Raw genomic sequence first — 26,049 nt, forward strand, 5'->3', positions numbered from 1 at the left:
CACTAAGCATTGGTAACCAAAAGGTGTAGGGTTTAAAAAAAGATTTTAATACAATTTCTGAAAACGGCATTTATTTCCTAACTTAGATGAAAGCAACACACTTTGAATTTTTTTTCAGCAGAAAAACGAAAAAAATATGTAGGTTTGCACCTTAAAAAAAGAATATATGTCGTTTTCAGATTTATTTGATAGTGGTTTTAAAAAGCGCAATGAAGACCATTTTGCCGCCATTGTGCGTGTTGCCATGAATGATGGTGTAATTTCTGCCGATGAAAAGGCGTTTTTAGACCGATTGGCCACCAATTTGGACATTAGCGAACAGGATTATAAAATTATTTTAAAGGATTACCAATCGCATCCCATTAACCCGCCCGTTGAATACGACAAACGTTTAGAACGCCTCTACGATTTGGTGCGCATGGTTCATGTGGATCAAATTAAAGGCGATCCAGAGCATAAATTATTGAATAAAATAGGCGTAGGCCTTGGTTTTCATGCGGTTAATGTGAAGTATATTGTTGATAAAGCCTTAACATTGGTTAATAATGGGGTGGATTTAGATACGTTTATACACGAAATTAAACACATGAACCAGTAGTTTTAATCTTGCTTAAACCAGCAAATACGCACCCTAAAATAGGCTTGCATTTTTTATATATTAATCAAACTTATTTCTACTTTTACGCTGTTTCTTTTATCATCAAAATGCTAAAAATCAACTGTTTTCTTTTAACGGTTACTTTAAGTTTCTTCTCCTTAGTTCTGTTTAAGGGTGAAGGCGCTTTGGCATTGAAAACAACCAGCTCTAAACACGAGATTCGTTATGATAATTCCGTTAACAAAACAGCCATTTCAATTGATAATTCTTTTGAAGAATTTATTCATATTGATAAGCAAAAAAGACAAAACAGCATAAATCATGTTTCGGTTTTTAAACCATCAAGCAACCATCTTTTTCAAACGGATTCGCATTATTTAAAAGTGTGCGATTTCCTTGATGTTACCCTAACAGTTGATAAAATAATTTTCCCTTTTCATTACTTCTTGTAGCACGTTATTTTTTATATGTCATTAAAAATCAATCATTAAACTTCTTTTTTAATGAGGATTTTCAGTTCAATAAAAATAATTTAAAACATTTACAAGATGAAATCATCCATATTAATTCTTTCAATCATTTTAATAATTACCTTATTTTCCCCATTTATTTACTTTATGCTTAAAGGTTTAAAAAATAAATCGGGTGCAAAAAAACACATAAACGACCTACTAAAAGACAACGGTATTGTTTACGACCAAAAGGAATTTTGGCGCAAAAGTTTTATAGGATTGAGTGCCGATAAAAAAACCGTAACCTTTATTCAATTACATGAAGGGAAACCTGTTGCCAACAGCATTTCTTTAGAAGACGTGAAACATTGCAACATAATAAGAAGCAACGAAAGGGAAAACGCCGTTGGTTTAAAAAACCTAGATTTAGAGTTTGTATTTAAAACAGCCGGAAAACCACAGGTTCGCATCAACTTTTTTAACATCGATACCGATTTGAACGAAGATTTTGAACTGCACCGTATTGAAACCTGGCATGCTTTAATTAAAAATGCCATGACCCAACCCCATCAGGTTAAAATAGCTTCATAAAACCTCCACAAAAAGCCTTATTTCTTAGTTAGCGATAAGGCTTTTGTGTTTTTTAATACGTTTGAAATTAGCTGCTTGTCATAAAACGTAATGCGAATGCCCCACAACAAAAAGAAACCGCCCACAACCATTTGAAAGGTTAAGGTTTCATCTAGCAACAACCACGCCAAAACCGATGCCAACACGCCTTGTGCCAGCAAACTAACCGATACCCGGGTTGCGCGCATGTGTTGCGTTGCATAACTTATAAGCGACCATGCCAAAAGTTGGCAAATAGCTGCTTGCGCGAATAACACCAACCAACCTTCATTTGAAAATCCGTAAAAAGGTTGGTTAAGCGCAAAACTAATAATGCCCAGATATATAGATGATGCCGCTAAACTTATAAGCATAAACGAGGTTACCTTCATGTATTTAAGTACATGTTTGCTTAGCAGCATATAAATGGCATAAAAAATTCCAGAAAGTACGGCAAAATTAAAGCCCAAATCAAAATCCAGATTTTTAAATATAGAAAACCCAACAAGCATGATCATGCCAAAAACGGCAACCGTGGTGCCAATCCAAAAGTTCGATTTTGGTTTGTCCTTCAAAAATATCAAGGATAAAAACCCCACCCAAACAGGCGATAGGTTTGTAAGCAACGATGCTTGTGTTGCGGTTGATGCTTGTATGGCAATGTTCCAAACGGCCACATCGCTTCCAAAAATAACACCGCACAAAGCGGCCAAAAGCACCACCCTAAAACTTGGCAACTCCAATTGTCTCTTAAAAAAAACATACGGAAGTAACAGTAAAAACGAAAACAACATTCTGTAAAAGGCCGAAATAAGCCCCGGGGTTAAGGCCATCTTTACCAAAATAGGAAATATGGAAATGCACATAATGCCCACAAACAGTGCTAACCGCGCCTTTTTCATGCGTACTTTTTAGTAATAATTAAATCGGTGTAAAATTAGTGTTTAAAGGGGTTTGTTTTTATTAAAAAAGTAGATTTTCAATAAAATATGAATAGTTGATTTTCAATTATTTATACAGCTAATGATGCAATTTTAACTGAATTCGCTTTCGCGGAACATCCACCTCAAGCACTTTCACGATAATTTGCTGGTGAAGGCTCACGTGCTCATTCACATCTTTTACGAAACTATCGGATAAATTGGATACGTGAATGAGACCACTTTCCTTAATGCCAATATCAACAAAACAACCAAAATTGGTAATGTTATTTACGATTCCCGGAAGCAATTGCCCTTCGTGAACATCATTTATTGTTTTTATATTTTGATTGAACGTGAATACTTTGGCCTGCTCTCGAATATCCAAACCAGGTTTTTCAAGTTCTTTTATAATATCTTGTAGCGTTGGCAAACCTACCGCATCGGTACAATATTTTTTTAAATCAATCTTTTGAAGTACTGCGGCGTTTCCTATTAATTCTTGAACGCTTTTGCCCAAATCTTTTGCCATTTGGGTTACCAAATCATAACGTTCAGGATGTACCGCCGAATCATCTAACGGGTTTTGGGCATCCTTAATCCGTAAAAAAGCGGCACCTTGTTCAAAAGCTTTTCCGCCAAGGCGGGGTACGTTTTTAATATCATTTCTGGAAGCGAATGCACCATGTTCATCGCGAAAAGCCACTATGTTTTCGGCAAGTTTTGGGCCAATGCCCGATACATAACTTAATAAACTGGCACTGGCCGTATTGATGTTTACGCCCACCGCATTTACGCAACTTTCTACCACCACGTCCAATGCTTTTTTAAGTTTGGTTTGGTCCACATCGTGTTGGTATTGCCCCACGCCTATGGATTTGGCATCAATTTTAACCAATTCCGCCAATGGGTCTTGCAATCTTCTACCAATAGAAATAGCACCACGTACCGTAACATCATAATTTGGAAATTCATCGCGCGCAATTTTTGATGCCGAGTAAATGCTGGCACCCGCTTCACTTACCACAAATACCTGAATATCATTTTTAAAATGGATTTTTCTAATAACCGCTTCCGTTTCGCGCGATGCGGTGCCGTTTCCAATAGCGATGGCTTCAATTTTGTAGGCTTCCGATAAGGAACTTATCTTTTTCATAGCTCCCAAACTATCATTTTGTGGAGGATGCGGATACAAGGTTTCGTTGTACAATAAACCGCCCTGTGCGTCCAAACAAACCACTTTACAGCCTGTGCGAAACCCAGGGTCGATGGCCAACACCCGTTTTTCGCCCAATGGCGAACCCAATAACAGTTGTTTTAAATTTTTGGCGAATACCTGAATGGCGGAAGCATCGGCTTTTTCTCTTGCTATTTGAAGTGCTTCGTTTGCAAGCGATGGCAACAACAAACGTTTGTAGGCATCTTGAATGGCGAGTTGGAGGTGTTCAGCACCATCGTTTTTAGAATGAATGATTCTGTCTTCAATCTTTGCTAGTGCTTTTTCATCGTCAATTTCAATTTTATATTTGATGAATCCTTCGGTTTCGGCTCTTAAAATGGCTAATAATCTATGTGACGGAATTCTGCTCAAGGCTTCTTCCCAATCGAAATAATCGCGGAATTTTTGGGCGTTTTCATCGTCTATTTTCGTTTTTACCACTTTCGTGGAAATCATAGCGAACCGTTCAAGTTGGTAACGGATGTTGTTTCTAATGTCGGTACGCTCGTTGATCCATTCGGAAATGATGTGCCGTGCGCCTTCCAGTGCGTCTTCCGCGGAAGCGACCTCGCCTTTTACATACTTAAACGCTATTGATTCTATAGCGTTAGCGTTTTGGGACATAATTATTTTTGCCAAAGGCTCCAACCCGTTTTGGCGTGCGGTTTCAGCCTTGGTTTTTCGGCTTTTTTTGTAGGGTAGATATAAATCTTCAAGCGTTGTTAAATCTTGGCTTGCCTTAATTTTTTGTTTTAATTCTGAAGTAAGCACATCTTGTTCTTCCAAGGCCTTTAAAATCGCTGTTTTACGTTTTTCTAAAGCTTCAAATTGTTCCTTGAACTTAACGATTTCGCCAATTTGAACTTCGTCTAAATTGCCTGTTCGTTCTTTTCGGTAGCGAGAAATAAATGGAACGGTGCATGCTTTATTTAATAAATCGACGGTGTTTTTTATGGCTATTTCCGGTAGTTGTGTGTGCGAAAGGATATAGGAAATCATAAGTGGTTTTTTTAAGCAATGGAAAGTAATAAAAAACCTCGCAGGGATAAGCTACGAGGTTTAAAATAGTTATTTGGGAGTTTATTCTTCGGCTTTAAAAACGGCCAATGGCGCCATTCTAGCTTTATTGAGCGTCATGGTGTTGCCGTTAAGTGAAAAATTGTCGGCAATATTGAGCACTTCCATAAATTGTTTTTCCGTAGCCATATCGGGGCATGCCATCATGGTTGTTGCCATTTTCGACAATTTAAGTTGGCTGCCGTTTTTAATTTCAAACGCGCCATTAAAACTGTTGCAGCTATTGTTTCCGTAAACCTTATTGTTTTCTTCGGTAAACATAATGAAAGCCTTCGTATCAACTACCTCTTTTCCAAAAAGCGTTACAAGTTTCCATTTGGTGCCCGTAAAGGCTATTTCTTTGGTAATCAATTTATTTAGGATATAAAGACTTGCCAAATCGCCTTCAATTTTTTCGCCCGAATTATCCAAACGCGTTAAGGTGTTTTCGCCAACAAAATAATTCCTGTTGTTATCGGAAAGGGTTATTTTTTGACCGTTACTAAGCCATTTAAAAGTGCCTTTGCTTTCAAAAACGCCCTCTTTTTTGCCTAAATACACTTCTTTAATTTTGAAGGTTAAATCGTTATTAAGGGTAATGGTTGTTTTAATGCCTTCACAATCTGCGCATGGAAGAACGCCTTGGTAAGTGCCTTGCCAATCTAATGAATTTTCACTGGTGTGCGTATCCGCAATTTGCGTTGCTTGTGGTGTTTCGGCGTTTTTCTTATTTGAATGGCAACTGGTTATTGCCAATAACAACATAATTGCCCATTGTGCTTTAAGTATGTTCATCATGCTTTAAAATTTAATTACCGGCTTGTTGTTTGGCCTCTTGAATCATTTTTTCGTTTGGTAGAATGGCGATGTTTACACGTCGGTTTTTGGCGCGACCTTCGGCCGTATTGTTGTCGTGCAACGGTTGGGTTTCACCAAACCAATTGGTGGTTAAGCGGCCGCTATTTATACCATTTGCCGTTAGGTAATTGGTTACGGCATAGGCCCTGTTTTTTGAAAGCGTTAAGTTATAGTCATCGGCACCTTGGCTATCGGTATGGCCAACAACCAACAAATTGGTGTCTGGATATTCCTTAAACACGCCAATTAATTTATTAAGTGTTGCCTGTGAAGCTGCGTTGATATTAAATTTATTGGTATCAAAATACACCCCGCTGCTTTCATCAAAAGTTAAAACAATACCATCATCAACACGTTCAACTTGTGCTCCAGGAATTTCTTGTTCAATTTTTTGGGCTTGTTTGTCCATTTTATTACCAATAAGCACGCCTGCACCGCCACCTATTACACCACCTATTACCGCACCCAGTTCGCCGTTGCCACCTTTGCCAATATTATTGCCCAAAATAGCGCCCAAAATAGCACCACCAGCAGCACCGATAACAGCTCCTTTTTGTTTGTTGTTTGCATTTTGAACCGGTTTACAGTTTGTGAACCCCAGGGTTATAATTACTGTAAAAAGGATGATGCCTGTTTTTTTAATTACTGTTTTCATTATATAGTGTTGTTTATTGTTTGTTAAAATTCATGGTAATAATAAAGGCTTTTCCATCAACCGAAACGGTTTGCTGCCATTGCATATCGGTTTCTGACAAGGCTGTTAAACTTAAGCGAAACCCTTGGTTGGTTTCCGATTTGCCTTTTGCGTTGGTTGGCTTTAACAGAAAGTCGTAAAGTCCGGTTTCGGCATTTACCTCTTGAATGGTAAATACAAAATTTCGTAAACCTGTGGCGCAACTCGCTTGGTTTATGGTATAGGTTCCAGTGTTGTTGTTAGGTACAAATTGCCATGTGCTGCCCTCTAAGCATGATTTGGTAGCATCGTTTAACAGGGTTACGTTGTAATTTCCAGTTTGATTGTAGTTAATGCTATTTAAACCCCACTCGCCCTTAATTACTTTTTTGGAGGCTCTAACGGTTTTTGAAGATCCGCAACTCACTAAAACTATGGCTAAACATAGCAACACGAATTTTTTCATATCTATAATTTTTTTAATTGTTGTACAAAGATGCAATTACGAAATGATATTTTTGTTATAAAATTCTTAATTATGGTTATTAAATTTACACTTTTTTGCCTAAAATCTGCATGAAATAAAAAAACAGGCACATCAATTTGAAGGCCTGTTAAAAATTTATGGTTATTTATTATAACTACGCTACTTTTTCAACCAGATCGTGGCACGGGCATTTTTTACAACGCTTTTTTTCAGCCTTTTTATATTTTTCGCAGCAAGAAATTTTAAGATTGTTAGGCAATCCTATTCCAGCTTTTTTCAGTTTTTTGAGTGCTTTCTTTTGTTTTTTCTTGCCCAAGGTGCTTATTTTCAGATAACTCTTGTGCAAAAGTAATTATTTTTATTGAATCTAAATAAGACTGTTTGTTAAATTCAGGGCATGTTTCCAGTTGCAGCTGTATTAACGGTAAGGTTAACAATATCTCTGTCAAACAAGTACAGCCCACCTTTGTCATCGCCAATTAAATTTATCTTATCCAAAATGGTGCGTGCCATAGCTTCTTCCTCAATTTGTTCAGCTACATACCACTGTAAAAAATTGTGGGTAGCATAATCTTTTTCCTGTAAGCTTATGTGAACCAATTCGTTAATGCTTTCCGAAACGAAAACTTCGTGCTTGTAAAGCTCTTCAAACATTTCCTTAAACGATTTAAAGGATACGTTAGGTTCGGCCAATTTTGAGATTTGTGCATGACCACCACGTTCGTTTACAAATTTGATAAGTTTAAGCATGTGGTCGCGTTCTTCTTGGGACTGTGCATACATAAAACCTGCTATTCCTTCTAAACCTTTTACTTCTGCCCAACAAGCCATGGCCAAATATATTTGAGCCGATTCTGCTTCTATACGGATTTGATTGTTCAACGCTTTTTCAATATTTTTCGATACCATAATTTTGTGTTTTTGTAAAGTTAGTGAATTCTATTTGGTCTTTAAAAATGTTGCGATTGAATATTTATTTTTTAATCGAATACCGTTAACTTATTGGCAACCCGTTTGCAACCTTTGGGTCGTCGGGGTTTATAAAAACCAATTTTCCTTCGGCGGTTTCGGTCATTAAAATCATGCCTTGGCTTTCAACACCACGAAGCTCCCTTGGTGCTAGATTTACCAATACGGTTACCCGCTTACCAATTACTTCTTCGGGTGTAAAGCTTTCAGCAATACCAGAAACAATGGTGCGAATATCTATACCAGTATCGACTTTTAAAACCAATAATTTTTTGGCTTTTGGCATTTTTTCGGCTTCTATAATGGTGCCAACACGCATATCCAACTTTGTAAAATCATCAAACGCAATGGTTTCTTTTTGTGGTTCCATAGTTTTGTTTGCCGCTTCATTGGCTTTTTTGCTGGCTTCTAATTTATTTAATTGAAATTGAATGGTTTCATCTTCAATTTTAGAGAATAATAATTCGGGTGCGCCTATCTTGTGTCCTGCTGAAATTAAAATGTTTTTTGTTGAAATACTTTCCCAAGAAACGGCTTCATTGCAAGATTTGTTTTTTTGGGTTATCTTTTCAATGGATGGGATAAGCGTGTCGCTTCTCTCTTCGTTATGGTGTAAACCTAGAATATTTTTCAATTTTTCAGAAGTAAACGGTAAAAACGGCTCGCTTAAGGTTGCCAAGGCCGATGCTATTTGAAGCGCAACAAACATGATGGTTTGTGTACGGGCCTCATCTACTTTAATCACTTTCCAAGGTTCTTCATCGGCTAAATATTTGTTGCCAAGGCGTGCCAAATTCATCAACTCTTGTTGCGCTTCCCTAAAGCGGTAGCGCTCAATAGAACTTGAAATCACTTCAGGATACGCTTTTACGGCTGCCAACGTTTCTTCATCTATTACTGAAAATTCATGGGGTTCTGGTACAATGCCGTTATAATATTTTTGGGTCAACACCACCACACGATTGATGAAATTTCCAAAAATAGCCACCAATTCGTTGTTGTTCCGTGCTTGAAAGTCTTTCCAAGTAAAATCGTTATCCTTGGTTTCGGGCGCGTTGGCAGTTAAGGCATAGCGCAACACGTCTTGCTGCCCAGGAAAATCCTTTAAATATTCGGGCAACCAAACGGCCCAATTTTTAGAGGTTGAAAGTTTGTTTCCCTCTAAATTTAAAAATTCGTTTGCTGGTACGTTTTCTGGTAGAATGTAACTGCCTTCTGCTTTTAGCATTGCAGGAAAAATGATGCAATGGAACACGATGTTATCTTTTCCTATAAAATGCACAAGCTTGGTATCGTCGCTTTTCCAATAAGGTTCCCAATCAATACCTTTTTTTTCAGCCCATTCCTTGGTTGATGAAATGTAGCCAATGGGCGCATCAAACCACACGTACAGCACTTTGCCTTCGCCACCGGGCACGGGCACGGGAATGCCCCAATCCAGATCGCGGGTTACGGCGCGTGGGCGCAAACCATCGTCAATCCATGATTTTACTTGGCCATATACATTGGGTTTCCAATCTTTTTTATGGCCTTCTAAAATCCATTCCTTTAAAAAATCTTCGTATTTTTCCAAAGGCAAAAACCAATGTTTTGTTTTTTTTAAGGTGGGCACGTTGCCTGTTAAAGCCGATTTTGGGTTTATCAAGTCGGTGGCATTCAAGCTGGTACCGCATTTTTCGCACTGGTCGCCATAGGCTTCTTCGTTGCCACATTTTGGGCAGGTGCCCGTAACGAACCTATCCGCCAGAAACTGGTTGGCTTTTTCATCGTATAATTGGGCGGTAACTTCTTCAACAAAACAGCCTTTATCATAGAGTGTTTTAAAAAAGCCGGAAGCCGTTTCATGGTGTACCTTAGCCGAGGTACGCGAATAGTTATCGAACGAAATCCCAAATTCCTCAAACGATTTTTTTATAATGGCATGGTATTTATCAACCACATCCTGTGGCGATACGCCTTCGTTTTTTGCCTTGATAGTAATAGGTACGCCGTGTTCGTCGCTTCCGCCAATAAAAACAACATCATTGCCTGTTAAGCGCAAGTAGCGTGCATAAATATCTGCCGGCACATAAACGCCTGCTAAATGCCCAATATGAATGGGGCCGTTGGTGTATGGAAGTGCCGAGGTGATGGTATATCGTTTTGGTTTGTTCATCAATTTAAAAGTTAAATTTTACCGTCATGGCGAGGTGTAAAGCGACGAAGCAATCGTGTTCATTGAAACTCCTAACAAACAGATTCCCCATACTTCATTCGGAATGACGTCTTATTTTGAAGCCGTAAAAGTACACATTTTGAGTGCCATTTAGAAAAAAAATGTACATTTACATCATGTCTAAAATCACGTTTATCACAATGCTACTTTGCGCGGTTTTTTTCTTCGGAAAAACCCCAGTTATTGCGCAAAATAACACCATAAAAACCACTACATTGATGCGTCCACCTTATTTAAAAGCAGGCGATACGGTTGCCATAGTTGCACCGTCGGGTATTTTGAAAAACAGAACCACCGAGATAGAAAAAGCCAAAGACTTACTTAAAAGTTGGGGTTTAAATACACTTGTTGGTAAGAATGTGTTTAACCAAAACAACCATTTTGCGGGCACCGATGCGGAACGTGCCGAAGATTTGCAACAAGCCATGGACGACCCGAAAATTAGTGCTATTTGGTGCGCCAGAGGTGGCTACGGAACGGTACGGATTTTAGATAAATTGAATTATGCCAAGTTTAAGAAAAAACCCAAATGGGTGATTGGCTATTCGGATATTACGGCACTTCACAATCAAGTCCATAATGAAGGTTTTGAAAGCTTGCACGCCATGATGGGCACTAGCTTGCAAGACGATGTTACGGCCATTCAGGAAACCATCGCAACGTTTAAAAGTGCTTTATTTGGAAAGCCGCTGGCTTATACCTTAGAAGGTTCGAAATACAATAAAACGGGCACAGCCTCGGGGCAATTGGTTGGTGGAAATTTAAGTATTTTGCAAAGTATGTTGGGTTCAAAAACCAGCATTGATACAGCAGGTAAAATTCTATTTATTGAAGAAATTGGCGAATACGAATACCATATAGACCGCATGCTACAAAGTTTAAAGCGTGCTGGATATTTTGATGGTTGCAAGGGCGTTTTGGTGGGCGATATAACAAAAGTTAGAAAAAACACCACGCTTTGGGGAAGCTCTGTGCAGCAACTTATTTTAGATGCTTTGGCCGAATATACGTTCCCAATTGCCTTTAATATGCCCGCAGGCCATGAAAAAGATAACCGTGCGCTTATTTTGGGCAGAACGGTTGACTTATCCGTTGAAAAGGAAAAGTCTGTTTTGAAATTTAAAAATTAACTTAACTGTTTCTAATACAATAACTTGTAAATGCATCTAAAGATAACTTTGTACATGTAAACTATTAGGGTTATCTTTGCACTTAAGATTTTCCATTCAAAAAAAATGACAACAGTTTATTTTCTATATTATAAAAATAGTGTTTCGGTGCTTGCGTTGTCATTGTCTTATTTGTTGGACGATATATTTTTAAAAAGCTCGAAAGAGTTTATTTATTAGTCCCTGTTGCGACTCAAAACAGGGCATTTTTCCATAAATAAATTTTAATCCAAATTTTCTTTTTTTTTTGACGCTATTTTTTGCGTTCCATTTATTGCGAATCTCATTTTGCTGTATTTGAACGGTTGGGTCATTTATACATGTAGTATCAGAAAAAAAAAGTTTCAATACTAAAAAATATATCATGTCAGAACATATAATTATAACTACTGGAATATACGATATGATCAAGGATCATGTCAGAAGAAAAAAAGTAACCAAGGAGGAAGAGGATCGTTTAATCCTTGAACTTAAAACCGCCAAACAAGTACTTCGCAGAGATTTGCCAACGGATATTGTTACCGTAAACCGTCGCGTTAAAATCAAGGACCATACAGCCCAAAAAGAGCAAGAATATCTGTTTGTTTCTTCCAATAGGGCCAAAATAAAAAAAGGGAAGTTTTCTATTTTATGTGATGTTGCAGTAGCTACCGTTGGCCGAAAGGTTGGCGATATCGTTACTTGGCCATTTAAGGATGGTGAACGAAAACTTGAAATTTTAATGGTAGAAGCCATTTAATAGGGTTTTATCGTGTTTGTAAATTAAAAGTCCTTGGTGGCAGATGGCCAAGGACTTTTCTTTTTCTTACAAAATGGTAATTCTATAATACAAGCAAAAAAAGTTGTAACAGCAATAAATGCCGATAAACGCATCTTTGTAATGTAAAATTTTAAAAACATAATTATGAAATACATAGAAAAAATTTCTTTAGCTGTTCTGTTATTGCTTGGGTTTACAACCATTTCCAACGCCCAAATTAATGATGCCGCAGCACAATTTGGTGTAAAAGGTGGCGCCAACTTTTCAAATTTATATAACGATGATGTGGATGATAATAATGTGCTAACCAGTTTTAACGCTGGGGTTTATGCTACCTTGCCCTTAACCGATTTTATGGCCATTCAACCAGAGGTTTTATATTCCAGAAAAGGTGCCGAAATGGTGTACGATAACGCTTTTGTTTCGGGAACGGCAAAATTTAAGTTAAACTATATTGAAGTGCCCGTATTGTTAAAAGTGAACCTAGCTAAAAACTTGAGTGTGCATGCGGGTCCTTATTTTTCTTATTTGGTAGATGCGCAAATAACCAATGAAACCGATAGTGGAAGCTTTGATTTTGAAGAAACTTATGATAATGATGATTTTAACAAATTCGATGCCGGTTTAGCCGCCGGTATAGGTTTGGATTTTGATAAATTTGGTATTGGCGTGAGATACAATTATGGCCTTTCTACGGTTGGTAAAGAACGTACCATTGCCGGACAAACCTACACCATTCCTGATGGGAAAAACAGTAATTTGAGTTTGTACTTGGCTGTGCAGTTAAACTAAATTACAAATTTGCACAACAGCAAAATAAGCAAGTGCCCAATAAAACGGGCACTTTTTTTATTTATTTCAATCCATCAACCGTTACGCTAATATTGCCCGTTACCTTTAAAAACGCCAATATGGCTGTATTGGTTAATTGTATTTTTTGAAAATCGATATCGTTCATGGTGCCGTTTACAAAAACACCGGTCATGGGCGAATAATTATTAAGGTAACTTAACATGGTTTGTTTGCCTTCATCTAAATTTGGTTGGATGGAATAGCGGCAATTCTCTTGTATTTTTTTTAAAATCAAGCCTTTGGCCAGCCAATTGGCGGTTTTTATCAATTTGTTTTTGGTGTCTAACACGTAATCGAGTTTTTCAAAATACACTTCTTTTTTGGCACCATCGTATTGCGGGTTCCCTTGCAGATAGATGCTGCCGTTCACGGCCCCTTGCAAATCGAGCGCAATCACCATGCCTTCATTTTTATGCCACAACGCTACTTTTTTCACCGTTACTTTTTTTGTGCCCGAGCCAAATTCTTGTCCCGAAAAATTCTTGGTCATTATTTTTGAAGCATCCTCATAAGTGGAAATGGCTATAATATTGGACGTAACGTGATTTGGCATTTTTTCAACAGGCTTCAAAACAATGTTTTTAGCATCGAATTTCGATTCGGGCTGTTTGCCAATTAAGGTTTCCATGGTACATTTCATGCCCATTTGCAGCAATACGTTGTCTTTTTTCAGTTCAGCATCGGTGGAATAAATTTCAATGGGCACAATTCTAAGCCAACTTTCATAATCGTCGCTCATCTTAAAAGGCACTGTTAGTTTCTCAATAGCGGCCAAAACGTTTGGTTTAAAATCCATCGAGGTTTCTATGGCTTCATCGATGCTTTTTTCAATAGAGCTCCTAAAAATTTTTACGGCAGGGTTTACAAGATAGGTTACCGGTACATTTTTGCCATAAACGACCATGGACGGACTTTCTTTCCATTGCAGGTCGGTTATCTGCGTTTTCGATTTTAATTTCCAGTTCGACAGCCCAATGTGGCTAGTTAACGTTACCACGCCATTTAAGTTAAACTCATTTGTTTTATACAGATTTACCCCCATGGCTTGGGTGCCTATTCTATATTTAACGATGGCTTTTAAAGGAAGCACGGTTTTTATTTTTCCACCTTTTGAAGCGTTGTCGTTTTGAATGGTGATGGGCGCTTGTTTCCAGACCTTTATTTCAATATCATCATCTTCAATGGTTTTGTCTTCATAAATCAAGCCTTTTAAAATGGTGTTTATTTGATTTTCAATATCCTTTAATTTGATGCTTACAGGTACGTTTATAAACGAGGGAGTATGGTCGTAAACTAACGGAGCTGCCTCTTCGGGTTCGGGCTTTATGGTCATTAATTGTTGTTTTGAGGCACAAGCGGTGTTAACAAGTACAGTTATCAGCACACTAAAAAACACACTATATTTAAGCATTAACAGACTTTTTTATTGGCAAAAATAGCAAATGTGCACTGTATTTAAACAAACTATTTTTTATGGAACAACAGCATTTAACGATTGCCGATGTTAAGCGATAATTTAGGCAGGTAAACCAGAAAAAATGAACAAAAACAGTAAAGAAATGCTACATTAAATAAGGCTGCTTTTTGGTTAACGTGCTTAAAAATGCACCCGAAATGATAAAATAACGATAAGAAATGTAATAATTTTTATTTTTTATTTGCACGCACTTAGAATAAAACCTACATTTATAAATAATTAATTTTTAACAAAACAAAAATCAACAGAACTATGGAAGGATATTGTGTAAAATGTAAAGACAAAAAGGAGATAAAAAATGCTGCTGAAGTTACTATGAAAAATGGTAGAAAAGCAATGAAAGGCAAATGCCCAACTTGCGGAACAGGCATGTTTAGAATCTTGGGTAAATAGCGTCTTGCAAAACCTTATTAAAAACAAACTGGTTTAGTTTACAATGTATGCTAAACCAGTTTTTGTGTTTTATAGTTTCCCGATAGCGCGTTTGCCTATTATAAGGAATGAGCCTCACTTCTTACAAATATTTATTAAAAGGTTTTACTTATTATAGGTTGCTTTTTTCTTTAGGAAATTACAGTTTTCTGCACATTTGGAAGTATAAAGAGAGGTTAAAATTTACCGTTTCAGGCAATATAAAATGCCGCCCAATAGGTGCTGCCTAAAATTTGGTTCGGCATACGATTCGATGGTGTGGCCAAGGCCTGTGTAGAACGATCGGCCGCCATTAAATTCATGATACCACGCGATGGGGTGAAAAGTGCCATTGTTGCCACCTTCATAAGTTGACTCATCTAAAGTTAGCAGTACGTTTATATCCTTGTTTATCGATTTAAAATTATACCATTCATCAAAACGAATCCATTGTTTTGGCAAGTGTTTGGTAGCAAGATGTTTGTTGTTTATATTGTTTAGAGTTGCCGTTGTTGGTTTTGGATGGTTCACAAAATAGGCACCCACAAGTTTGCCAAACCAGGGCCATTCAAACTCCGTGTCGGTTGCGGCGTGCACGCCCATAAAACTACCGCCATTTTTAATATAGGTTTCAAATGCCTGCTCTTCATTGGCATTTAAAACATCGCCCGAAGTGTTTAAAAATAGAACCAATTTATATGGTTTCAAATATTCAGTGGTGAATAAAGAGGCATCTTCAGTATTTGTAATTTCAAAATGGTTGGTTAGGCCCAATTCTATAATGGTTTCAATGCCAGTTTCAATAGATTTGTGCCTAAACCCACTCGTTTTGGTAAAAACAAGAACCTTGTCTGGACTGCCGGAATGGAGGGAAGGTTTACAGGCTACTATTAAAAAAGCAAACAGAATTATCAGGGTTTTTTTCACGAACAATTAATTTAAGGACATTAAATACTTTTTTGGGGTGGTACCATATTTCTTTTTAAAGGCGGCTATAAAATGGCTGCCGGTGCTGTAGCCTACTTTAAGCCCAACTTCGTTCACGTTGTTTTCGCCCGATTCCAGTAATTTTCGGGCAACCTCCATTTTATAATCGAACAAAAAACTAAATACCGAATCGCCATAAATTTGTTTAAAGCCTTCCTTAAGTTTTTTTAGGTTCAGCCCAATCTCGTCTGCAAGTTCCTGTAAACTGGGGGGTTCGGCCATACGCGACACTATAATATCTTTCGCTTTGCGTATTTTAATTACATTGGTTTCATCGGCAAGAAACGGGCATTGCTCAATATTGGCATCCTCACTTCTGTTGAAATATAAGCTTAAAAGCTCGTATGATTTTCCTTTGAAGTATAAATCCTTGATGGACTGGTTGAGGTTGTAGTTTACAAGTTGGTTCAAAACAATGGACATGGAAGGGCTGATGCTGCCATCTTTATAATATTTTTTGTCTTTATTGTCTTCATTTAAAAATGAAATATAATCGGCTTCCTGCGAAAACAACCCATGGAATTTCTTTATGGAAATGAGAACCGAGACCATCCATGAATTAGGTGAAACCTGAAGGTTAATGGGCAAATCCTGTTGCGGATTGTACAATAACAGCGAGTTTTCCTCAAGGATGTTCAACAAATAACGACCTTCATTAAAAATAAATTTACTGGAGCCTTTTATGCAAAAGTGAAATTGGATATAAGCACTATTAATATCTTTAACAAGGTTTTGGGTGGTGTTGCCGTCGTTTTTATAGACCAGAACCATAAAACCATCGTCCACTTTGGTTTCTTCAAACGAACTTTTAGCGTTGTTTTTTTGGGTTGTATTTTCGTTGTTTAACATATATTATTTAGATTAATTCTAAATTAAGCAATTGAAAAGCCTTGATATAACTGCAAAAATATGACAAATATCATATATTTATTAAAAAACGGCCTAAAAAACCACCAGCGATACTTAAAGTTCTTTTAGCGTTACTTTTTTAATGCGCATAGATATACATTTGCTTTCAGATTTTTCAAAATAACCAATGCACCAATATAATATATCTAAAAGCAAATACTTTTATGCCATAGGGTTAAGCTACAAAAAAGCCGATGCCAACATAAGAGGTCTATTTAGTTTGGATGATGATGCCAAAAGTGCATTGCTCAATCAGGCCAAGGAAAGCGCTATTGAAAGCTTGGTGGTAACATCTACCTGCAACCGTACCGAAATTTATGGCTTTGCAGAACACCCGTTCCAACTCATACAATTGCTTTGCGATAATGCCAGGGGTACGGTTGAGGAATTCCAAAAAGTGGCCTATGTATATAAAAATAGCGATGCCATTGCGCACATGTTTCGCGTGGGTTCAGGGTTGGACAGCCAGATTTTGGGCGATTTTGAAATTATAAGTCAGTTAAAAGTTAGTGCCAGAAACTCCAAACTACTTGGGTTGCTCAATCATTTTACCGAGCGTTTGGTAAATGCCGTTATTCAAGCAAGCAAGCGCATAAAAAACGAAACCGATATTTCTTCGGGCGCAACCTCGGTGTCATTTGCTTCGGTTCAATATATTTTCAATACGGTTAAAGATGTTTCAAATAAAAACATCTTGCTTTTCGGTACCGGAAAAATAGGTAGGAATACCTGCGAAAATTTGGTGAAGCATACCAAAAACGAGCAAATAACCTTAATAAACAGAACAAAGGACAAAGCCGAAAGAATTGCAGGAAAATTTAACCTAGTTGTTAAGGATTATGCCAATTTGCAGGAAGAAATACAAAGTTCGGATATTTTAATCGTTGCAACGGGCGCACAACGCCCAACCATTGACAAGCACTTGATTCAAACCGATAAGCCTTTATTGATTTTGGATTTGTCCATACCCAAAAACGTCGATGCCAATGTAGAGGAATTGGATAACGTGTTGTTGGTACATCTTGACCATTTATCGCAGATTACCGATAAAACACTCGAAGCCAGAAAAGCACACATTCCATTGGCCGAAGCAATAATTGAAGAGGTAAAAGCTGAATTTAACGATTGGTTGGAAACCCGCAAATTTGCCCCAACCATTAAGGCGCTAAAACATAAATTGCAAGATTTTGCTGCGGCCGAAGTAGAAAGCCAACGCAAAAAAAACACCAATTTTAATGAAGCCCAAGCAGCATTAATAAGTAATTGCATCATTCAAAAAATAACCAATCACTTTGCACATCATTTAAAGGATGATGGCATACCTACCGATGAAAGTCTGGAACTCATAAAAAAAGTGTTTCAGTTAGAAGAACCCATATTACATGTCTAAAATTATAAGAATTGGTACGCGCGATAGCGAATTAGCGTTATGGCAAGCCAAAATAGTACAAAGTCAGCTCGAAAGTTTAGGATATAAAACACAACTGGTGCCTGTAAAATCTACAGGCGATTTAGTTTTGGACAAACCCCTATACGAAATGGGCATTACCGGCATTTTTACCCGAACCTTGGATATTGCCATGTTAAACCACGACATTGATATTGCGGTGCACTCATCAAAAGATGTGCCCACGGTGTTGCCCAAAGGCATTGTTCAGGCCGCCATTTTAAAACGTGGCAACGTGCACGACACCCTGGTTTTTAAAAACAATGAAGAATTTTTAGGCTCTAAAGAAGCGGTAATTGCCACCGGAAGTTTACGCCGTAAGGCACAATGGCTTAACCGTTTCCCAACACACACGGTGGTCGATTTACGCGGCAACGTGAATTTACGATTGCAAAAACTGCAGGATAACCCATGGAACGGTGCTATTTTTGCAGCTGCAGGTATTGGTAGAATTGGGCTAAGGCCCGAAAACGCCATCAATTTAGATTGGATGATCCCAGCCCCTGCACAAGGTGCCATTATGATAACCGCTTTGGCGGAAGATGATTTTGTGAAAACCGCGTGCGCGGAACTAAACCACGAAGAAACAGCACTTTGCATAGCCATTGAACGCGAATTTTTAAACATTTTAGAAGGCGGATGTTCAGCACCCATAGGCGCTTTGGCAGTTATAAAAAATGAAGAAGTTCACTTTAAAGGGGTGTTGTTGAGTTTGGATGGCTCAAAAAAAATTGATGTAACGCGTGTTAAAAAATTAGGCGAACACCACGATATAGCTGCATTTTGTGCCAATTTAGTAATTGAACGTGGAGGCAAACGCTTAATGGACGCCATTAAAAGTTCCGATAGAAAAGCAACGGTGTTTTCTACCAAAAAATTAACGGAAGATCAGCGCTTATTGTTTCATGAGAAAGTAGTGGTTGAAAGTGCCGATTTTATAAAAATAAGCCTCAACCGCATCCATCCGCGTTTTTTCAAAAAAGAAATCCAAAACGTGGTAATAACCAGTAAAAACGCGGTAGAATCGTTAATAACCAATTATTCTGCCATCGAACTTCAGTTTAAAAATATTTATTGCGTGGGCAGGCGCACTAAAAAACTGGTAGAAACCAAAATTGGCAAGGTGGCACATTTTGAAAACAGTGCTGAAAAATTAGCTAATTACTTGGTGGAATTTATGGAAGGTACCGAAGTAACCTATTTTTGTAGCGACTTAAGGCTGGACGACCTCCCAACCATATTGGAAAAAAACAACATAAAAGTAACCGAGGTTGAAGCTTACCAAACAAAATACGATGCGGTAAAATTACCCGAAAGTATTGAAGCTGTAATGTTTTACAGTCCTTCAACCGTGCAAAGCTTTATAAAACAAAATGAAGCCCATGTTATTGCCTTCTGTATAGGGGAAACTACGGCAAAAGAAGCTAAAAAATATTTCAGCGATGTAAGGACTGCAAAAGTGCCAACCGTAGAGAGTGTTATAGAGTTGATAAATGAGCACTATATTTAACACGACTTTCTATAATTATTTAGATATTTGCGGTTAATTTTGCACGGGATAATTTCGCAATACCAGATTTAGAAATGTTCCCATATTTTAAGTGAAATAACGAGCTGAAATGAAAAGAGAATCTTTACTCAATTATATTTATAGGTTTTTTGATATTATCGTTCTTTTTTTTATAGTATTCGATTTTGGCTACGATTTCGCTGAAAACTTTACCGCGCCACATGTTCTGGGGTTATTGGTTTTGTCCTTTTTTCTTTTGCTTTTCAATACGGCAAAATTTTTTATATACAAGGTAAAATCCAACAAAAAAATAGCCCTGGTAAACATGGTTATTATTTCGGTGCTGCTTCTACTATCGCTTTTTGTTGCTTTAGGCAATATGGAGCATAGCTACCTTGTAAGACTCCAAAAAATAAAACCTATTCTTGAGGGTGGATTGATCCTGTATTTTCTATTAAGGTTAATGGTGTTGGTAAGGCACATTTATGATGTGTATTTTAATCCGGCCATTGTATTTGTGGGCAGTTTTTTAATTTTGGCCCTAGCGGGGGCTTTTTTGCTCATGCTTCCAAGTGCTACGCCCCACGGCATTAGCTTTACAAATGCATTGTTTACAGCTACCAGTGCTGTTTGCGTAACGGGTTTAGCCGTAGTAGATACCAGTACAGATTTTACGTTGGTAGGGCAATCCATTATATTGGTTTTGATCCAGTTGGGTGGTATCGGTATTTTAACCTTTACCTCATTTTTTGCTTTTTTCTTCAGAGGTAGTTCTTCATTCAAGGAAGGCCTGAATACCAAAGATTTTTTGGCCCACGAAGGGTTGAAGGATGTATTTAGGGTTGCTTTAAACGTAGTTGTTTTTACAGTGGCCATTGAAATTGTAGGCGCTGTTTTTGTGTATTTCTCGCTAACAAACAATCATTCAATAAGCAATAAAATTTTCTTTTCCGTTTTTCATTCCATATCGGCGTTCTGTAATGCGGGATTTTCAACAATTTCATCGGGTTTATTCGACCAAAACATTCGTTTTAATTACATGTTCCAATGGATTATTATGGGACTCATCGTTTTTGGCGGTTTGGGGCATCACATCATCTTTAATTTTTTCAAATATTTAAAAACCTACGTGTTGGAGTTTTTCCATAAAAAATACATCCACAAACGCGTTCCAGTGGTAACATTAAACTCGAAAATTGTACTATATACAACTTTTATATTGTTGTTTTTTGGCTGGATTTTTCTGTTCTTTTCAGAATACAACAACACGCTTTTAGAGCACAAAACCTTGTTTGGCAAAATTACAAATGCTGCTTTTGGATCGGTAACGCCCCGAACGGCAGGCTTTAATGTGGTAGATTATACACAGATGACGGTGCCTTCGTTATTGTTTGTTATCTTTTTAATGTGGATAGGGGCTTCACCCGCCTCAACCGGTGGTGGGATAAAAACCAGTACCTTTGCATTGGCTACCTTAAACATAATTGCTATTGCAAAAGGAAAAAGCAGGATACAAATTTTTGGCAGACGTTTTACGGCCGAATCCACATCAAGGGCTTTTGCCATTTTATGCATTTCGTTAATAGTCATTGGTGCCGCTATATTGGCAGTATTGATTTTTGAACCTAAAGGCACGCCACTGCTTAACGTTGTGTTCGAGTGTTTTTCGGCTTACAGTACCGTGGGGCTTAGTTTAAATTTTACGCCAACGCTTTCAGATACAAGCAAATACATTATTATTGCGGTGATGTTTATAGGAAGAATAGGAATGTTGAATTTAATGATTGGTTTAATGCGCCAAATTAACCATCAGTTTTATGAGTTGCCCAAAGAAAATATTTTGATTAACTGAGTATAAAAATTACTGCGAATTCGCAAATTTACTAGGTGTGCATTCGTAGAAAAGAAATAAAGTTCCCTTCCAAGCTATAAAGATTTGAGGGGATGAAAAAACAGTAAACCATGAAAATAATTGTTTTCGGCCTTGGAAATTTCGGTATGGCTTTATCGCTAAGCTTAACCGAAACTGGCAATGAAGTTATTGCGATTGATAAGCAAATGGACAAAATAAATCTGGTAAAGGATAAGATCTCTCATGCCATTTGTATGGATTCCACCAACGAGCTCGCCTATGAGGCCTTACCGCTAAAGGACGCCGATAAAGTGATTGTTGCCATTGGCGAAAATGAGGGTGCCGCCATTATTACTACGGCCATTATCAAAAAATTGAGCGATGTAAAAATTATAAGTCGCGCACTTTCACCCATACACGATACCGTTTTAGAGGCCATGGGCATTCACAGCATCGTACATCCCGAGCAGGATTCGGCGGATAGGCTTACCAAACAGATTAATTTCAAATCGACCCTTGAAAATTATCAGTTGGACAATAATTTTACCATTTCAGAAGTAAAAGCAAAGAAAGAATTTTTTGGAAAGACGCTTCAGGAACTGGACTCCATCGATAAATACCGTTTAACCCTGGTAACCATTATTAGGGAAATTGAAAAAAAGAACTTGATAGGAAAAAAAACACGGGTAAAGGAAACCATTGGGCGACCTTCCCCAGAAACTCAAGTTCAAGAAAATGATATTTTAGTGGTTTATGGCCATAATAAAGACATTGAGAACTACTGCAAAGGCGAGGAAGAATACGATTTAAGAAACAAAAACATATAACCGAATAAAACCCCTGCCACCATAGGAAAGAGAAAGATATGATAAAGAACGATTTATTTTTAAGAGCATTAAAAGGAGAAACCGTTAACCGCCCACCCGTTTGGATGATGCGACAAGCAGGCCGTTACTTACCCGAATTTATAGCACTTCGCGATAAATACGATTTCTTTACACGTTGCCAAACCCCCGAAATAGCCAGTGAAATTACCGTACAGCCCATACGCCGCTACGGGATGGACGCCGCTATTTTATTTAGTGATATTTTGGTAATTCCGCAGGCCATGAACATTGAGGTGCAAATGAAACCCAATTTTGGGCCCTATTTACCAAACCCTATACGAACATCAAAAGACGTTGAAAATGTAATTGTACCCGATGTTACCGAAGCCCTAAACTATGTTTATCAGGCCATTAAGGCCACCAAGGAGCTGTTGAACGACGAAATCCCGCTTATAGGTTTTGCCGGTTCGCCATGGACAATTTTATGCTATTGCGTACAAGGCCAAGGCAGCAAAACCTTCGACAAAGCCAAAGAATTTTGCTTTACAAACCCCGTAGCAGCACACACTTTGCTTCAAAAAATAACCGATACCACCATTGCCTACTTAAAGGAGAAAGTAAAGGCCGGCTGTAATGCCGTACAGGTTTTCGATTCATGGGGAGGCATGTTATCACCAACCGATTATCAGGAGTTTTCATGGCAGTACATCAATCAAATCATTGAAGCCCTCAAAGACGATGCCCCCGTTATCGCCTTCGGTAAAGGCTGCTGGTTCGCACTTGGCGATATGGCAAAAAGTAATGCTTCCGCTTTGGGTATCGATTGGACCTGTTCCCCAAAAAACGCACGTTATCTAACAGGTGGCAACATCACGTTACAAGGTAATTTCGATCCGGCGCGCTTACTGTCGCCACCAACGGTAATCAAGCAAATGGTAAAGCAAATGATTGATGAGTTTGGCAAGGACAAATACATCGTCAACCTAGGCCATGGCATTTTGCCCAACATCCCTTTAGAAAACGCCAAAGCCTTTGTTGATGCCGTAAAAGACTATAAAGTTTAATATTGGGGCGTTACCTTTATCCTGAAAAAAAATTCAGGATAAAGGTCGCGCTTTTCGCTATATCTTTTGTTTTTTGGCACGCCTACACCAGGGCAGGAATTTACAAAATGGCAGTAAATTTATTTTTAGGCTCGTTTTAAACCCATAAAAAACAAAAGGATGCCGCTTCAATCGCTAACGCAAAACAAGCTTTATGATTAAAAACATCGCTTTAGCAATACAAGCCTATTTTGGCGCCTTTGGTTTAATATCGCAACTAAGGCTCTGGAAATATTTTGCGGTACCAATGCTTATCAGTTTTTTTACGGCCATACTTATAGGTGTCACCGCGTATGGGTTGTCCGATACCATTGGTTCCCACATCGCACGGGTTTGGGTTTGGCATTGGGGCAAGGAAACGGTTGCCTTAATAAGCAACATTTTGGGCGGTCTGTTTATAGTGCTTATCGGGCTCATACTTTATAAGCATATCATAATGGCACTTTCTGCACCATTTATGAGTCCGGTGTCCGAAAAAATTGAAAAGCATTTGTTGGGCACGTTGCACGGTTCCAGAAATACCACTTTTGCACAGCAACTTTGGCGTGGGGTTCGTATAAACATTAGGAATTTAAGTATGGAACTGCTGTTAACCATACCCATTTTACTGTTGGGCCTAATTCCAATTATTGGCATCTTTTCAACAATATTGCTATTTTTCGTGCAAGCCTATTATGCCGGCTTTGGTAATATGGATTACACTTTAGAACGCCATTTTAAGTATAGCGAAAGCATCCAATTTGTTAAAAACCATAGGGGATTGGCAATAGGAAACGGAATTGTGTTCATGTTTTTTTTACTAATTCCCATAATTGGCGTAATTTTAGTGCTTCCTTTTTCGGTAACTGCAGCTTCTGTAAAAACCATAGAAGCATTACAAATAAAAAATAAATAAAACTATATGGTTCAAAAAATCATCTTATCTCCATTTCAAAAGTTTGTAAAAATCGAAAGTTTTAGCGGTATTTTATTGTTGTTGGCAACTGTTTTGGCACTTATTTGGGCAAATTCACCATACTCAGAAAGTTATCAAGCGTTGTGGCAATATAAAGTGGGCTTCACCACCGAGAGCTTCGAATTAAACAAACCACTTATTTTATGGATAAATGATGGGTTAATGGCCATTTTCTTCTTCTTGATAGGTTTGGAAATTAAACGTGAATTTTTAATAGGCGAACTTAATTCGGCAAAAAAACTGGCATTTCCCCTTTTTGGCGCATTAGGCGGTATTATTGCCCCAGTTACGTTCTTTTTTATATTAAACCAAAATCCAGAAACCTTAAAAGGTTGGGGCATACCCATGGCTACCGATATTGCTTTTTCGTTGGCACTTTTAAAAGTGTTGGGAAACCGCGTGCCATTAAGCCTTAAGGTTTTTTTAACGGCTTTCGCCATTGTGGACGATTTAGGGGCCGTTTTAGTGATTGCCATATTTTACAGCAGTACCATTCAATTGGAATTATTGGGGATGGCCTTTTTGCTATTGGGCGTTTTGTATTTCTTATCGTACAAAAACTATTATTCCAAGTTTTTAATGATTTTTTTAGGAATCATCATTTGGGTATTATTTTTAAAATCGGGCATCCACCCCACATTGGCAGGGATTTTATTGGCGTTTTCGGTGCCCATTCGCCAAAAGATAAAAACGCCCGAGTTTATTGATAATTTAGTAACCATTACCAATAACATTAAGGAAGCAAGTGTTTTAAAAAAGCCCATTTTATCTAAAGAACAAATCCAAGAAATCGACGATTTGGAAGATTGGGCCAGCAAATACCAATCGCCATTACAACACCTAGAGCACAGTTTGCACGATTGGGTTGCCTACATGGTCATACCCATATTTGCCCTGGCAAATTCGGGGGTTGTATTAAACAATGGCTTTGAATTGGAAAATCTGTTGATAATAAATATCGTAATATCTTTAGTGTTGGGTAAAAGTATCGGGATTACGGCTGTGGTGCTGCTTGCAAAAAAATTAAAACTAATTGAAGTCCCTTCCGATATTAGCACAAGGCATATTGTAGGCGTATCTTTTTTGGCAGGAATTGGGTTTACCATGGCCATTTTTATAGCAAGTTTAGCGTTTGCTGATAGCCCCATTTATATCGATTCGGCTAAAATAGGTATTTTAGTAGGCTCATTTATTGCGGCACTTATTGGGTACATTATTTTACGTTGGAAAAAATAAGGATGACGACCTGCAAGGTTTTCAAAACCTTGTAGGTCTGAAAAAATAAACCATGAAAATTGAAAAAATAGAGAAAACCCATTATTATCATATTTTCAATCGAGGAATTAATAGCGCTGTTATTTTCAAGACTGAAGATAACATGGCATATTTCCTGGGTTTAATTGAAAAGCATTTAACGGGAAAAGTTGAGGTACTTGCCTATTGCTTAATGAGCAATCAGTTTCATTTAATTGTAAACATCATTGAAAATGCCGAGGTGGTAAGTAAAGCGTTTTCAAATCTTTTCAATGCGTATGCGAAAGCTTTCAATAAACAACAAAATAGAACAGGGAGTTTGTTTGAAAAACATTTCAGAAGAAAAAGGATTACCGATGAAACGTACTTAAAAAATTTAATTCTTTATGTTCATAAAAATCCTGAAATTCATAATGTAGCGACGAGTTTTAAGGAGTATAAATACACATCATATAAAAATTTCTTTTCGGATAACGAAAG

Annotated in this window: 25 protein-coding genes; 14 read left to right on the forward strand and 11 right to left on the reverse strand. The window is 37.8% G+C overall.

Annotated elements, in window-relative coordinates; translation table 11 throughout:
* The first annotated feature begins 166 nt into the window (after nt 1-166).
* The 3 genes from GQO80_RS11860 to GQO80_RS11870 all read left to right on the forward strand — a co-directional run bounded on the left by GQO80_RS11860 (nt 167) and on the right by GQO80_RS11870 (nt 1,641).
* Nucleotides 167-598, forward strand: a complete 432-nt coding sequence (locus tag GQO80_RS11860) for a tellurite resistance TerB family protein (protein WP_157208581.1) — start codon at nt 167-169, stop codon at nt 596-598.
* Between the two features lie 107 nt (nt 599-705).
* Entirely contained in the window at nt 706-1,050 is a 345-nt protein-coding gene (locus GQO80_RS11865; protein WP_157208582.1) for a hypothetical protein, read from the forward strand.
* Nucleotides 1,051-1,146: 96 nt separating this feature from the next.
* The gene (locus tag GQO80_RS11870; RefSeq protein WP_157208583.1) at nt 1,147-1,641 is read left to right on the forward strand and encodes a hypothetical protein; all 495 of its coding nucleotides are present in this window, start codon (nt 1,147-1,149) and stop codon (nt 1,639-1,641) included.
* A gap of 17 nt (nt 1,642-1,658) precedes the next feature.
* Here GQO80_RS11870 and GQO80_RS11875 read toward each other — a convergent pair whose 3' ends face one another.
* From GQO80_RS11875 to metG, 8 genes are all read right to left on the reverse strand, one after another.
* Nucleotides 1,659-2,561: a DMT family transporter gene (locus GQO80_RS11875; protein WP_157208584.1), complete on the reverse strand. Its 903-nt coding sequence runs from the start codon at nt 2,559-2,561 to the stop codon at nt 1,659-1,661.
* A gap of 118 nt (nt 2,562-2,679) precedes the next feature.
* Nucleotides 2,680-4,797 carry a Tex family protein gene (locus tag GQO80_RS11880; protein WP_157208585.1) on the reverse strand — a complete coding sequence of 706 codons (2,118 nt, stop codon included), beginning with the start codon at nt 4,795-4,797 and terminating at the stop codon, nt 2,680-2,682.
* Nucleotides 4,798-4,878: 81 nt separating this feature from the next.
* On the reverse strand, nt 4,879-5,652 hold the full coding sequence (locus GQO80_RS11885) for a copper resistance protein NlpE N-terminal domain-containing protein (RefSeq protein ID WP_232333172.1): 774 nt from the start codon (nt 5,650-5,652) through the stop codon (nt 4,879-4,881).
* 10 nt (nt 5,653-5,662) lie between these two features.
* Nucleotides 5,663-6,367, reverse strand: coding sequence for an OmpA family protein (locus tag GQO80_RS11890; protein ID WP_157208586.1), 705 nt, complete (start codon nt 6,365-6,367; stop codon nt 5,663-5,665).
* 13 nt (nt 6,368-6,380) lie between these two features.
* On the reverse strand, nt 6,381-6,851 hold the full coding sequence (locus GQO80_RS11895; RefSeq protein ID WP_157208587.1) for a lipocalin family protein: 471 nt from the start codon (nt 6,849-6,851) through the stop codon (nt 6,381-6,383).
* A gap of 175 nt (nt 6,852-7,026) precedes the next feature.
* Entirely contained in the window at nt 7,027-7,188 is a 162-nt protein-coding gene (locus tag GQO80_RS15780) for a hypothetical protein (protein WP_198037779.1), read from the reverse strand.
* 74 nt (nt 7,189-7,262) lie between these two features.
* Nucleotides 7,263-7,781, reverse strand: coding sequence for a ferritin (locus GQO80_RS11900; RefSeq protein WP_157208588.1), 519 nt, complete (start codon nt 7,779-7,781; stop codon nt 7,263-7,265).
* A gap of 85 nt (nt 7,782-7,866) precedes the next feature.
* Nucleotides 7,867-9,996, reverse strand: a complete 2,130-nt coding sequence (metG, locus tag GQO80_RS11905; protein ID WP_157208589.1) for a methionine--tRNA ligase — start codon at nt 9,994-9,996, stop codon at nt 7,867-7,869.
* A 161-nt stretch (nt 9,997-10,157) separates the two neighbouring features.
* Here metG and GQO80_RS11910 point away from each other — a divergent pair, with 161 nt between their 5' ends.
* The 3 genes from GQO80_RS11910 to GQO80_RS11920 all read left to right on the forward strand — a co-directional run bounded on the left by GQO80_RS11910 (nt 10,158) and on the right by GQO80_RS11920 (nt 12,777).
* On the forward strand, nt 10,158-11,186 hold the full coding sequence (locus GQO80_RS11910; protein ID WP_232333173.1) for a S66 peptidase family protein: 1,029 nt from the start codon (nt 10,158-10,160) through the stop codon (nt 11,184-11,186).
* A 403-nt stretch (nt 11,187-11,589) separates the two neighbouring features.
* Complete coding sequence (locus tag GQO80_RS11915) at nt 11,590-11,964, forward strand: GreA/GreB family elongation factor (RefSeq protein ID WP_157208590.1); 375 nt, start codon at nt 11,590-11,592, stop codon at nt 11,962-11,964.
* A 165-nt stretch (nt 11,965-12,129) separates the two neighbouring features.
* A complete protein-coding gene (locus GQO80_RS11920; protein WP_157208591.1) occupies nt 12,130-12,777 on the forward strand; it encodes a porin family protein in 648 nt (215 codons plus the stop codon).
* Nucleotides 12,778-12,838: 61 nt separating this feature from the next.
* On the opposite strand, the gene GQO80_RS11925 is transcribed toward GQO80_RS11920, so the two are convergent.
* Nucleotides 12,839-14,248, reverse strand: a complete 1,410-nt coding sequence (locus tag GQO80_RS11925; protein ID WP_157208592.1) for a DUF4403 family protein — start codon at nt 14,246-14,248, stop codon at nt 12,839-12,841.
* 318 nt (nt 14,249-14,566) lie between these two features.
* Here GQO80_RS11925 and GQO80_RS16025 point away from each other — a divergent pair, with 318 nt between their 5' ends.
* Nucleotides 14,567-14,707 carry a DUF5679 domain-containing protein gene (locus GQO80_RS16025; protein ID WP_394351007.1) on the forward strand — a complete coding sequence of 47 codons (141 nt, stop codon included), beginning with the start codon at nt 14,567-14,569 and terminating at the stop codon, nt 14,705-14,707.
* A gap of 222 nt (nt 14,708-14,929) precedes the next feature.
* Here GQO80_RS16025 and GQO80_RS11930 read toward each other — a convergent pair whose 3' ends face one another.
* Both GQO80_RS11930 and GQO80_RS11935 read right to left on the reverse strand, forming a co-directional pair.
* Entirely contained in the window at nt 14,930-15,652 is a 723-nt protein-coding gene (locus GQO80_RS11930; RefSeq protein ID WP_157208593.1) for a ThuA domain-containing protein, read from the reverse strand.
* A gap of 6 nt (nt 15,653-15,658) precedes the next feature.
* The gene (locus GQO80_RS11935) at nt 15,659-16,561 is read right to left on the reverse strand and encodes an AraC family transcriptional regulator (protein WP_157208594.1); all 903 of its coding nucleotides are present in this window, start codon (nt 16,559-16,561) and stop codon (nt 15,659-15,661) included.
* A 187-nt stretch (nt 16,562-16,748) separates the two neighbouring features.
* On the opposite strand from GQO80_RS11935, the gene hemA reads away from it, so the two are divergent.
* The 7 genes from hemA (at nt 16,749) to nhaA (ending at nt 25,551) form a co-directional block, all read left to right on the forward strand.
* A complete protein-coding gene (gene hemA, locus GQO80_RS11940; protein WP_157208595.1) occupies nt 16,749-18,011 on the forward strand; it encodes a glutamyl-tRNA reductase in 1,263 nt (420 codons plus the stop codon).
* Nucleotides 18,004-19,578 (forward strand): hydroxymethylbilane synthase, encoded by a 1,575-nt coding sequence (hemC, locus tag GQO80_RS11945; RefSeq protein ID WP_157208596.1) that lies wholly within the window; start codon nt 18,004-18,006, stop codon nt 19,576-19,578. The genes hemA and hemC overlap by 8 nt, the downstream gene beginning before the upstream one ends.
* 109 nt (nt 19,579-19,687) lie before the next feature.
* On the forward strand, nt 19,688-21,430 hold the full coding sequence (locus GQO80_RS11950; RefSeq protein WP_157208597.1) for a TrkH family potassium uptake protein: 1,743 nt from the start codon (nt 19,688-19,690) through the stop codon (nt 21,428-21,430).
* Between the two features lie 110 nt (nt 21,431-21,540).
* Nucleotides 21,541-22,257 (forward strand): potassium channel family protein, encoded by a 717-nt coding sequence (locus GQO80_RS11955; RefSeq protein WP_157208598.1) that lies wholly within the window; start codon nt 21,541-21,543, stop codon nt 22,255-22,257.
* A gap of 38 nt (nt 22,258-22,295) precedes the next feature.
* Nucleotides 22,296-23,321, forward strand: a complete 1,026-nt coding sequence (gene hemE, locus GQO80_RS11960; RefSeq protein WP_157208599.1) for a uroporphyrinogen decarboxylase — start codon at nt 22,296-22,298, stop codon at nt 23,319-23,321.
* A 193-nt stretch (nt 23,322-23,514) separates the two neighbouring features.
* Nucleotides 23,515-24,255 (forward strand): EI24 domain-containing protein, encoded by a 741-nt coding sequence (locus GQO80_RS11965; RefSeq protein ID WP_157208600.1) that lies wholly within the window; start codon nt 23,515-23,517, stop codon nt 24,253-24,255.
* Between the two features lie 6 nt (nt 24,256-24,261).
* Nucleotides 24,262-25,551, forward strand: coding sequence for a Na+/H+ antiporter NhaA (gene nhaA, locus GQO80_RS11970; protein ID WP_157208601.1), 1,290 nt, complete (start codon nt 24,262-24,264; stop codon nt 25,549-25,551).
* Nucleotides 25,552-26,049: the final 498 nt, after the last annotated feature.

The sequence above is a fragment of the Mariniflexile maritimum genome, from assembly GCF_009746565.1.
GTDB classification, from domain to species: Bacteria; Bacteroidota; Bacteroidia; order Flavobacteriales; family Flavobacteriaceae; genus Mariniflexile; species Mariniflexile maritimum.